Below are 11,796 nucleotides of genomic sequence, written 5' to 3'. Positions count from 1 at the left end.
GGGAATATGGTCGAAACAAAGCGAATTCCGACACATACGAAACACCATCCGGCAACAATCATGGACGTCCGACGCCCGATGGACCGGGGCTCGGATGCACTGCGATACTTTGGCCCTGCCAACGGCGTAAGGCGCCGGTGCCGTCAAGGGCTCAGCGCGCGGCTCCGACGGTGCGACCGCGCCGGTGCCTGGCGGTCAGCGCATCGTCGCGATCCACCTGCCCCTCGAACGTCATGAAGAAGGCTCACCTGACGGACGAGACGCCATCCCCGAGCTTCCTGATGACGCAGGCATGACCTCCGCGTAGCCGCACGGCGCCTCCCGCGGGAGCGTGCAGCCGGCTGGCCAGCTCGACGCGCGCCGCGCTTGGCCCGATCTCGATCCACTCCTCATCGCGACGCACGGAACGCTGCAGGTCGACCTCGCGCTCGGAGCTCCCCGCGGCGGCGGCACGATGCCAATCCCTGGTCCGGGGCGAGCACGCCATCACGCCGGTACCTGCGAGGCCTGGCGCCCGGTCACCGGCCCGCTGGACATCGAATCGGCCGACGTCTGCTGCGACTCCTGCACGGGCTGTCGCCCGGGCCGCCGCAAGCCCAGACGCATCGCGGCCTTGCGCAAGGCGGTGTCCACAGCGTCGAAGCCGTACATCACCCCGAAGAGGGCGATGGTCATCACGCCGGCGACCCGGAGCATCACGGGAGATTCTTCGGTACCCTTGATGCGCATCCACCCCGGCTCGTTCTTGATGCTCCGCGGGCTGATATCCACGAATTTTTGCTCGCCCGGGAACATGAACTGCAGCACCTTCGGCGCGGTCGCCGCGGGGCGCAAGATCGAGCGCATCGTCGGCACCGCGACGCCATGATCGCGGCGCCAGAGCGCACGATCCCGCAGCTGGCGCTGGAGGTGAGCCTGGAGCCGCGTCACCTTCTCCGGCGGCAAAAGCCTCCAGGGGAGGGCTCTCGTGAAGAACAGGTTACGCCTGAGCTCCCCCCGCAGCCGCTCGTGGACCGGCTGCTCGCGCTCGACGTAGCCTCCGGTGTCAACCAGCCATCGGTTCAGCTGATGCCGCGGGATGCTCAGCCCGATGACCATGCACATATCGAGCCAGTGAGACAGCATGAAGAACCGGCCGTCGGAGATCGCAGAGGTGTATTTTTCCTTGATCGTGTTCCTCATGAGGTGCCAGTCTTGGCGACCGTGCCGATTGATGTGCTCGATGTACTCCCTGTCGAGATGCTTGCGCTTGATGTCGTCCTCGATGACGTTGGTGATGTGCCAGCTCTTGGCCATCGCCAGGGACATGCCTTGGCTGTAGTATGCATCGATGATCGACGCGGCATCCCCCACCATCGCATAGCGATGCTCGTGCACAAACGTGTCCGTCATGTACTGGACGTTCTTGTACATCTTGAACTCGAGCAGGGTTTCCTCGAAGAGGACCTTGTCGAAGATGGGGTACTTTCCGATGATCCCCCAGAACTGCTCCTTCGGCGTTCTGCCGGGCAAGGGCTTCCGCTGATCGTAGGTCACGCCGACGCTGATGCGGCCGCTGTCGAGCCGTATCACCCAGATCCAGTATCCGTCGCCCCAGAGGTGCAATGTCGTGAGATCCGCGTGCTCGTCGTACTTGACGCCCTCGTCTGCTGGAATTTCCCACTCTTGGTCGAACATGTCGTCACGGATGCCCGAGAACTGGCCCCATATCGCAGTGGTCTGGAATCCGTCGTTCATCTCCCGATGCTCGGAGGCGTGACCGCGCAGCTTGGCAAGCTTGCGCGCCCGCCCCGTGCAGTCGACCACCCAGCGTGTCCGCACGACCCCAGACCCGTCGCTCCCGGACGCCTGCCACTGAATGACGTGCGGCGTGCCATCCTCATGGATGTCGACCTCCCTCACGCGCGCCGTGTCCATGAAGGTGATGCTCGGATGCTTGCGGGCGGTGTCGGCCATGAGGGCCTCCACCTCGTGCCTGACGAGCTGCACGTCCTTCAGCTGACTGCGGTAAAATAGCGGATTCTCGAACGCGTCGATCCATCGCTGCGGGATCGTGTGCAGGAGCGCCCACTGGTTTTTGTCCTTCATCGACGTCGTCCCCTCCATCCCCTCGATGAAGGCGACCCCGATCTTCGGCTGGCACGTGCTCGTGCAGTACGCATCGAGCTCGCCGATCGTCCTGATGAACCCGTTCGTGAAGACCAACGTCGACTCGCCAACCTTAAAGGTCTGCTTTCGCGTGCCGATGTCGTCGATGATGGTGACCTTCAGGCCGCGCTTCACGAGCTGAAGCGCCGTGATTAGCCCGACGATGCCCGCGCCGGCCACGACGACGTCAGTATCGGCCACATCCGAAGGCTCAAGATTCACAATGAACTCCTCCACGCCCTGGCGAGCACAGACATTCTTGTCATCATAAAATGGTTTCCTATCAGGGAGAGCCTGTCAAGGCAAATACTGCATGGCAATCCTCTTCATCCCGTCGACCCGGAGCCGCGTGCGCTTGCGCTTCTCAAAGGGAAACCGGAGCGAAAACCTCACAAATGGACGGAGGCGAGAATCTTACAGGATGGTGGCACGGCCGGATCATGGCATGGCGGGCTCGCGGCACGCCTAGGGGGCGTGTGCGCAAACGCGCGCGACCAGAGGCGGATGGCCGCCAGCTTGCCCATGGTCAGGTACTGTTCGCCTCGTTGCTCGTACCGGGTCGCGACGCGGCGGAGCTGCTTCAACCTGTTCATCAAGCGCTCCCCCGGTTGCGCGTTCGGCAAATGGCGCGAGCGAACCACCGCGAGCACGGCTGATCGCGTCGGGTCGGAGTGACCGCACGGATCTGGCGAAGGCGCAGCGAGGCGCGCGCGCAATGTTTCATTCACGTTTCGCAAAAGGGGTCCCCTCGCGCACTCCCAGCTCCCGCCGACGCCTGGCGCCACGCCTTCACAGCGGGATGGGAGAGATGCCCAGATAGAGTCGGATCGGGGGACCGCGCTTGTCGCCACACAGCCCGACCCCGACGCAGGCCGCGGCTTCGTTGCCGTGTGGACATAATCACACGACGCCCGGCCCCGTCGTGACGAAGCCCCCCGGAGCCTCGTCTCACTGCAGGCGGAGTGAGCTGAGATCCGGGTCGACGATGGCCAGCGCCCAGCCGGATCTTCCGGCCATCAGGCCGCCCGCTCGGTCACAGTCGGGCTCGTACCGATCCGGCCAGGAGGCGACCAATCACCTCATCGGCGAGCGACGCGGCGTCGGCGGGCTGAAGGTGCGGTGTCGTGTAGTGGAAATTGAGAAAGATGCGCCCGTCGAACGTGTGGGCAACGAGGTTATAGGGGTTCGAGTGGATCGCTGTGGCGGAAAAGGAGAACTGCAGCTCATCAAGGTGCAACGGACCGTAGTCCGAGGGGACGTCGAGCTGGCCAAGGTTGCTCACGACGACTGCATAGCTGTCCGCTTCGGCGAGCTTGAGCACCAGGGCACCTGGCGTCATGGTCGCCGGCACGACCTTGCCGCTGAGGCGCACCGCGACGAGCGGCTCCTCGCGGGCGAGCGCTTGTGTTATCTTGCTGCGCACGTCGCGCGCCAGGTCCCAGAACCGCGTGCCGGCATCCAGGCGGTGCACGGTATTCGCGGCGGCGACATAGAAGCCGATCTCGTCGCCGAGTGCCGGCGAAAACTGCCGGCGCATGCTGATGGGCGAGCGCTGGCTGATGGTCATGGGCTTGCGGAGCGATCCGCCTGCGATGCGGTGGGCGACGGCGTCAAGCATCGCGGCGCAGAGGGCACCGTGGACGGTGGTGTTCTCCTGGCGGCAGGCGTCGATCAGGGCCGAGGTCTCCGGCCGATCGAGCTTGCGAAACACGACACGCGCGGCGCGCTCGCTCACGGGCGCCACCCGGAGGCACCCGAGCGTCTTCGGGCGATGCACATGGCGAGCGGCGGTTATGCGTGCCACGAGCGAAATGGCGCGTGCAATGCCGCGGAGACCGCGGACGCCTTCCGGCAGCAACGACTCGATGGGCGGCCTCTCAGGACAGCGCGCCGCTGGTAGCGAAGCACCGGTGAGGATGCGACCCAGGGCATCGAGCAGATCGCGCATCGCGTAGGCAGCGGACGTGCCGTCACCGATCGCGTGATGAAACGAAAACAGCAGATCGCTGCTGTCAGCGCCTTGCAGGAGTAGAGCGCGCGCCAATGGACCCGTGCTGCACGGGATGGCCTGCGCCACGTCACGTTCCATCTCGTCTCGCCAGGCGTCGTAGTCCGCCCGTGCCCTGACACGAAGCGGGATCGGGGGCACGTCCCGCGACGTGAAACGCGGCTTGCCGTCAGCCATCTCTATCCGCACGGAAAGCAGCGGGTGCCGCGCCTGGACGTGCGCCAACGCCTGCGTGAGCGCCTCCTCCTCGATGGATCCGCGCACGCGCGCGACCACAATGAAGTTGAACGGGGCGACCTGATCGATGAGCCACATGAGCCGCTCGCTGTCGCCGAGAAGACGTTCCATCACCGGGTCACTAACAGCTAATCCGACGCGTCACAAGCGCAAAGCCATCTCGTGCCCGCGGCCATGACCGAGGCCGTTCGTCCGACCCCACCGGGGGGCATTGAAGGGGAACAAGGGATGTGCACGTCCAGCGGGAGACGCGATCCGCTCGGCCCACCCGGTGGCGATTCATGAGGCCAAGGCGTCACAAGTTTGTTTCGAGAAGATTGCGCAGGACGAGGAGGCCCTCGGTCGACAGGAGGACCTGATCGGCGGGCGGAGCTCTCCGTCTTCAAGCGGCGTGGCGCCCGCGCACTAGGTGCCGATGACAAAAGTAACTTGATAGTTACCAGAGATGCGCCTACAGTGCGCAACGGTACTCATGTCTGCATCTGTACGAAACGCGGAGCGCACGTGCGACAGGATCCTTTCGACCGCACTGGAAGAGTTCTCGTTGCACGGCTTCTCAGGCGCGCGCGTTGACGTCATCGCGCGCCGGGCCTGCATCAATAAGCGGATGCTGTATCATTACTTCGGGAGCAAAAAGGGCCTCTACCGCGAGATCGTGCGACGCAAGTTGGCCGAAAAGGACGAGTTGCGGTGGAACGACCCGGACGACCCGAGGCAGGGGCTCCCATTCTGGTACGATATCGCGCGCAACGATGTAACCTGGGTACGCTTGATGCAATGGGAAGCGCTCGACAGCGGCGACGGCGAGGTCGTCGGCGAGCCCGAGCGCAGGCTTCGAATCAAGGCGATTTGCAAGGCGCTGCGCGCGCGTCAGGAGAAGGGGTTGCTGCCGCGCGAGCTCGAAACCGAACCGCTGCTGCTCATGATGATCGGGCTCAGCATCATGCCGACCGCCTTCCCGCAGGTGACGCGAATCGTAACCGGCACATCTCCGGATGACGAGATGTTCCAGCGGAGATGGATGACGTTCCTGAACCATTTTGCCGAATATCTGACGCCTCGCGAGAAGAAGGGAGGTAGCCCGTGACCGTGGACGCCACCGCTTATGGCCACCCCGTAGCTCACCGTCGAATCAACTGGCGTCGTCTGCTCGCCGTCTTCCTGCTGCTGCTAGGGTGCGGCGGTTACGTGGCCTACGCGCACAAACAGGCGCGCAAGCCGTACGAGTGGAGCGGCACGGTGGAGGCCCGCTCGATCGCGATCGGCTCGCGCACCGGCGGGCGTGTCAAGCAGGTGCTCGCTCGCGAGGGCGATCGGGTCGAGGCCGGCCAGCCGATCCTCGTGCTCGAGCCGGGCGATCTCGAGGCGCAGCTGACGGTCGCTGAAGGACAGCTCGCGCAGGCCGAGTCGGAGCGCGACAAGCTCGTGAAGGGGGCGAGACCCGAGGAAATCATGCAGGCCAAGGCGCGCGCCGCGGCTGCGGCCGCGACACTGGAGGAAAACAAGCGCGGCGCGCGGAGCGAAGAGATCGCGGCAGCCGAGGCGCGGCTCTCAGCCGCCGAGGCGGCGCTCGAGAAGATCCAGCGCGACGCCGAACGCTACAAGGGGCTCGTGGCGAGCGGCGCGATCTCGCGGATGGAGGCGGAGGCCGCCGAGAGCGATCTCAAGCAGCTCCAGGCCCAGCGCGACGCACAGAAGCACGCCCTCGACGAGCTCGTCAACGGCACGAGGCGCGAGCGGATTCGGCACGCCGAGGCACTCGCGATGGAGGCGCAGGCGAGCGCCAAGCTGGTCTCTGCGGGCACGCGCGTCGAGGACCTGCGGGCGGCCGAGGCCGCGGTGAAGATCGCGCAAGGCCGGCTCGACGCGATCCGCGCGCAGATGGATGAGCTCACCGTACGAGCCCCCGTCGCTGCGAGGCTCGACGCGCTCGACCTCCGACCCGGCGACATTCTCCACCCGAACGCGACAGCAGCCACATTGGTCGAAGATGACGCCCTCTACGTGCGCATCTATGTACCCGAGACCCAGCTCGGGCTTGTTCGCGTCGGTGATGCCGTTCCGATCACGGTGGATACGTTCGGCGATCGCTCCTTCCAAGGTGTCGTACGGCACATCAGCAGCGTCGGCGAATTTTCGCCGCGCAACCTCCAGACGGCAGACGAGCGCGCCAACCAGGTGTTCGCCACGCGAATCGACATCACCGAGAATCGGGAGCTCCTGCGCGCCGGCATGAGCGCCCTGACCAAGGTGCCCAGGCCATGAGAACCGGTGCACCCGTCCTCAGTGCGCGGCAGGTGACGCGAAAATTCGGCAGCTTCACCGCGCTCGATCGCGTGGACCTGGAGGTCTACCAGGGCACGATCTACGGTCTGCTCGGGCCGAACGGCTCCGGGAAGTCGACGTTGATCCGCATTCTGTGCGGGCTCCTCATCCCGACGGCCGGGACGGCGAGCGTCCTCGGGCTCGACGTGGCGCGCCATGGGCAGGAAATCCGGACGCGCATCGGCTACATGAGTCAGAAATTCTCCCTGTACGAGGATCTGACGGTCCGCGAGAATCTCGATTTCTACGCGCGTATCTACGGCCTCAGCGGTGCGCGGCTGCGGCAACGCTGCGACGCGGCGATCGCGCTCACCCACATCGAGCCCTACGTCGATCGCCGGGCTGGCCTGCTGTCTGGCGGCTGGAAGCAGCGCCTCGCGCTGGGTAGCGCGCTGCTCCACGAACCGCAGGTCATGTTCCTCGATGAGCCCACGGCAGGCATCGATCCCGTCGCGCGTCGCGAGCTGTGGGATCTGCTGTTCAAGCTCGCGGCGCAGGGCATGACGCTGCTCGTGACGACGCACTACATGGACGAGGCGGAGCGCTGCGGCGAGGTCGGGTACCTGTACCTCTCCAGGATGATGGTGAGCGGTACGCCCAACGACCTGAAGGCGCTGCCCGTGGTGAACAAGCCAGGACAGCGTCGGGTCGAGATTGAGACCGGGCAGCCGGCGCGGATGCTGGACTGGCTCCAGCGGCAGCCCTTCTGTCGAGCGGCCACGATCTTCGGACAATCGGTGCATGCGATCATCGAGGAGCGCCTGGCCGATGACGTGCTGCGCGACGTGCTGGGACAGGGGGGCTTCGGCGCCCCGGCTGTGCGAGAGATCGCGCCTTCGCTGGAGGACGTCTTCGTGACACTCACAGAGCACGCCGCCGGGCAGGCTAGCTCAGCCGCGCCTTCGCCGGTGCCCGCCCGAGCCGGGGGACAGTCGTGACCGGCGCGAACGAGGCCCGGAGGATCTGGACCTCCTTCGTCGCGATCTGCGTGAAGGAGTTCCTGCACATCCGCCGCGATCCCATGGCGCTGCGCATCGCGCTCGCCATCCCCATCCTTCAGCTCGTGCTCCTTGGCTTCATCGATCAGACAGTGCGGAACTTGCCCACCGTCGTGGTCGATCAGGACTTCTCTCGGTCCAGTCGCGACCTCATGGACCGGCTCCGCGCGACGGACACGCTCGAGATCACCCGCGTCACGACAAGCCCGAAGGAGGCGCGGGAGGAGATCATCTCGGGCCGGGCGAGGGTCGGGATCGTCATCCCTCCCGACTTCCAGGACAGTCGAGTTCGGGGGAAGCAGGCGAAGATCCTCGTCCTTATCGACGGATCGGACTCGAGCGCCAGCTCGCAGGCGCTCGCCAGCGTCACCGGCCTCGCCGCGCATGTTACCCTGGAAGAGATCCGTAGCCAGGCGCCTAAGGGAGAGCAGGGTTTCGGGCTCTCTGTGCAACCTATCATGCTGTTCAACCCTGACGGCAGGACTGCGAACTACATCATCCCTGGCCTCATCGCGTTCGTGATCCAGACGATCGGCATGGTGATGACGGCGCTGGCCATCGTCCGTGAACGCGAGCGGGGCACGCTCGAGCAGCTCCTGGTCACACCGGTGCATCCGCTGGGCCTCATGCTGGGCAAGCTCGCCCCCTACCTGATCGTCGGGGTGGCCGAGAATCTGCTCCTTCTCTTCATCATGCGGTTTGGGTTCGGCGTGCCCATCCACGGGAATTTGCTGTTCCTCTTCGTCATCAGCACCATCTTCCTGTTCGCATGTCTCTCGATCGGCCTCTTTATATCGACGCGCGCCCAGACGCAGCCTGAAGCTCAGCAGATGGCGCAGCTGTTCACATTGCCATCGTTCTTCTTGACCGGGTATCTCTTCCCCGTGGCAGGGCTGCCGCTCGCATTGTATGTCCTGGGTCGCTTGCTGCCGGCTACGCATATGATCGAGGTGATGAGGGGCGTCGTGCTCCGCGACGCCGGGCCCCTCGATCTCCTTTCGAACGTCCTCGCGCTCGTCGCCATGTGCGTCGTGCTCGTCTGGGGTAGCGTGCGGCGTTTCCGGAACCTCATCCTCTAATCCTACCAGCCGCCTCCCGCGAGGCGCGGCGCTACCCCACCATGGCGGCCAACTCCACGAGGCGCCCGGGGCGTCTCGTGTCCCCGCACACCTCGCGGCGGGCTCGATTTTACATCGAAGCTTCGGCCCTTCACTCGTCGGAGCGTCAACTCTAACCAGAGAGAATGAACAGTATGGAAGAGCGCTCATCGCAAGCCGACGTCGTGATCATCGGCGCGGGCATCGTCGGCCTACACAGCGCGATTCAGCTCGCAAAGCGCGGCTTCAAGGTCACGCTGGTCGACAGCGTTCGAGATCAGAAGCGGAGTTTCAAGGTAGGCGAATCACTCCTGATCTTCAGCAACATGTTCCTCCGAAACATCTCGGAGCTGGACGACTTCATCGACACCTCCTTCCCGAAGCACGGCGTGTGGTTTACCTATGGAATGGAGGGGACCACGAGCTTCGAGGACAAGCCCGAGTGGTCGGTTCAGAGCAGCATTCCCGCGGCGATGCGGGACGCCTACATCGACGGCAGAATGCTGAAGGGAATGATCGACGACGCGCAGATCGTTCGCCCGGAGGCCGAGGATCGGATGCAGGAGCTCGCTCGCGCGCATCCGAACGTGACATTCCTCGACACTGCGCGCGTCAAGGATGTCCATCTGGGGCGCGACGGAGGTATCCACGAGCTCGTCTGGCAGTGCCGCGCAACCCAGCGCTCCGGCACCGTCCGAGCGAAATGGATCATCGATTGCTCCGGCCGCGCGCGTTTCCTCGCCAAGCGGCTGGGCCACGCCGCGGAGGACGTGGAGTTCAACGACGGGTTCCGGAACAGCGCGGTCTGGGCCCAGTTCTCGGGCATCAAGGACGAGATGTTCGGCGAGAACTGGCGGTACGTGTTTGGCGACGGCGCGGTGACCTCCCGCGATCTCAGCACGCTCCACCTCTGGGGAGACGGCTACTGGATCTGGGTCATTCGACTCAATGAGGAGCGCATCAGCATCGGGGTTAGCTACGATCAGAAGCGCGCGCCGCCGGGAAACAACTACAAGGAGAAGTTCTGGAACGTCATCCGGCGTTATCGGTTATTCGATGACATGCTGCGAGAAGACAACGTGCTGGAGTTCAACGTCTTCAAGAACTGCCAGCACTGCACCGACACCTACGTGAGCAACGAGCGATACGGCATCGCGGGCGACGCGGCCTCGGTCATCGATGCATATTACAGCCAGGGCGTCTCGCTGGCGCTCGTCACCTCGTGGCACATCGCGAACATCGTGGAGAAGGACCTGCGTGACGGCCACCTGGATCGTGATTACATCGAACGAGTGAACCGGTACACGAAGCAGGATTGGCACATGATGCGGAATATCGTGAAATTCAAATACACGGCCGCGATCATGGATCCTCGCTTCTTCCTGCTGTCTCATCTCCTCGACACGGTGATGTTCAGCGGCGCGGGCAGCGCGCGTTACAAGCTGTGCAAGTGGCTCGTCGAGACGGGAGGCGCGACCGCCGGCGAGACGCCGCGCCACAAGGCGCTCCGGGAGAGCTTGAGCAAGAGCCTGTTCTTCTCGAAGAACCCCTTTGTCTCGCCGGAGACGATCCGCAAGCTGCAGCACCGGTGGCAGGAGAAGCTCGCGGAGAGAGCGCAGTGGCGGCTGGCGCACGGGCTGAAGGTGTCCGGGCTGCGCTCGATCGTGCGCACGCCCGGCGGCCTGCTCCAGTTCTGGAAGCTCCCGTTCCTGAAGCCAGACGGCTTCGCCGACATCTCGCCGAGCGCGCTCAACGGGCTGCCGAAGGCGCTGTCGATCACGGGCGAGGAAGCGGACCCGGCGGTGCTTCACGCCGCGCCCCTGCTCATGGCCTGGGTGTTCATGAACATGTACGTCTATGATGGACTCTCGACGAGCGCGCTCAAGGCGCTCGTAGCGCTCGGGCTCGTCAAGGGCGAGGCATCGGCGCAAGCTTCCGGAACAACACAGAATGCGCCGCAGGGCATGGACGCGAGATCGAGCGAGTGCCCCGCCTCTCCCGGAACCTGACGGCCAGCCCGCTGCGCTGCGCGCGGCGGAAGGAGCCCGTCCGATGACCGCTACGCGCCGAGTCGACTGGAACACGCCCGGCAATGCGGAGCAGTATGACCGTTATGTCGCCGCCCACCCGATGTACCAGGTGACGAGCCGCGCGCTCGTCGCCCTGTCCGATCTCGGAGCCGCGCGAACCATCGTGGATCTCTGCTGCGGCACCGGCGTTACGACCGAGGTCGTGCTCGAGGCGGCACCGCACGCGCGGGTGATTGCGCTCGACGCCTCGGCGAGCCAGCTCGCGCTCGCGCGCAGCCGGATCACCGACCCGCGCGCCAGCTTCGTCGAGGCCCTGGCCGAGGAGGTCGCGACGATCGTCGCGCCGCGCGTCGATGGCGTGGTGTGCAACGCCGCGGTCTGGCAGCTCAAACCGGCCGCGATCCCGGCTGTCTCTTCGTTGCTCGGCGCGGGAGGGCGCTTCGCCTTCAACTTCCCGGCGCCGTTCGCCCCCGAAGCCGTACGCGCGGCAGCCGCCGCCGAGGGCGTCGCGCCGCCGAAGGTCAGGTTCGAGTCGTCGCTCGAGCGCGCGATGCTCGACGAGGCCCGGCTCCGCTTCGGCTACTCCCCGCCGCCGAGGGGCAGCGCGCGCATCGCGGGATCGAACCCGGCATTCGAGCACGGATTCTTTGCCGCGCTCGACCACGCCGGACTCGAAATCGTGGCGCGCACGCTCGCCGCGATCCAGATCTCCCCCGAGGCCGCGCTCGACTGGTATCTCGTTCCCGTGTTCCGCACCAATGTCCTACCCACGATGTCCGCGGTCGATAGCGAGGCGGTCCTCCGCGCGGCTTACGCTCGATGGCGCCCGGGCGCCGAGGAGACCACCGCGACCTGGCTCAATTGCCTCGCCGTGAAGAAACACGCCACGGGAGGAAATGAATACCCAGGTCGCAATCCTTGACACGCAGCCGTGCCTTGACGGGCATGGGAAC

Annotated in this window: 8 protein-coding genes; 6 read left to right on the top strand and 2 right to left on the bottom strand. The window is 65.2% G+C overall.

Annotation, left to right across the window (positions count from 1 at the left end; translation table 11 throughout):
* Positions 1–486: 486 nt before the first annotated feature.
* Positions 487–2,370, bottom strand: a complete 1,884-nt coding sequence (locus WMF44_RS17130; protein ID WP_437300179.1) for an NAD(P)/FAD-dependent oxidoreductase — start codon at positions 2,368–2,370, stop codon at positions 487–489.
* An 811-nt stretch (positions 2,371–3,181) separates the two neighbouring features.
* The gene (locus WMF44_RS17125) at positions 3,182–4,504 is read right to left on the bottom strand and encodes a condensation domain-containing protein (RefSeq protein WP_437301573.1); all 1,323 of its coding nucleotides are present in this window, start codon (positions 4,502–4,504) and stop codon (positions 3,182–3,184) included.
* Positions 4,505–4,865: 361 nt separating this feature from the next.
* Here WMF44_RS17125 and WMF44_RS17120 point away from each other — a divergent pair, with 361 nt between their 5' ends.
* The 6 genes from WMF44_RS17120 (at position 4,866) to WMF44_RS17095 (ending at position 11,765) form a co-directional block, all read left to right on the top strand.
* The gene (locus WMF44_RS17120; RefSeq protein ID WP_437300178.1) at positions 4,866–5,480 is read left to right on the top strand and encodes a TetR/AcrR family transcriptional regulator; all 615 of its coding nucleotides are present in this window, start codon (positions 4,866–4,868) and stop codon (positions 5,478–5,480) included.
* Entirely contained in the window at positions 5,477–6,658 is a 1,182-nt protein-coding gene (locus tag WMF44_RS17115; RefSeq protein WP_437300177.1) for an HlyD family secretion protein, read from the top strand. The genes WMF44_RS17120 and WMF44_RS17115 overlap by 4 nt, the downstream gene beginning before the upstream one ends.
* A complete protein-coding gene (locus WMF44_RS17110; protein ID WP_437300176.1) occupies positions 6,655–7,656 on the top strand; it encodes an ATP-binding cassette domain-containing protein in 1,002 nt (333 codons plus the stop codon). Before WMF44_RS17115 ends, WMF44_RS17110 begins: the two co-directional genes overlap by 4 nt.
* Complete coding sequence (locus tag WMF44_RS17105; protein ID WP_437300175.1) at positions 7,653–8,795, top strand: ABC transporter permease; 1,143 nt, start codon at positions 7,653–7,655, stop codon at positions 8,793–8,795. Before WMF44_RS17110 ends, WMF44_RS17105 begins: the two co-directional genes overlap by 4 nt.
* 173 nt (positions 8,796–8,968) lie before the next feature.
* Positions 8,969–10,822 (top strand): NAD(P)/FAD-dependent oxidoreductase, encoded by a 1,854-nt coding sequence (locus tag WMF44_RS17100; RefSeq protein ID WP_437300174.1) that lies wholly within the window; start codon positions 8,969–8,971, stop codon positions 10,820–10,822.
* 43 nt (positions 10,823–10,865) lie between these two features.
* Entirely contained in the window at positions 10,866–11,765 is a 900-nt protein-coding gene (locus tag WMF44_RS17095) for a class I SAM-dependent methyltransferase (RefSeq protein ID WP_437300173.1), read from the top strand.
* The last annotated feature ends 31 nt before the right edge of the window (positions 11,766–11,796 follow it).

The organism is Sorangium sp. So ce426 (genome assembly GCF_051475585.1).
In the GTDB taxonomy this organism is placed as follows: Bacteria; Myxococcota_A; Polyangia; order Polyangiales; family Polyangiaceae; genus Sorangium; species Sorangium cellulosum_B.
Note: the sequence above shows the minus strand (reverse complement) of the source record. Positions and strands in the feature narration are given on the sequence as shown.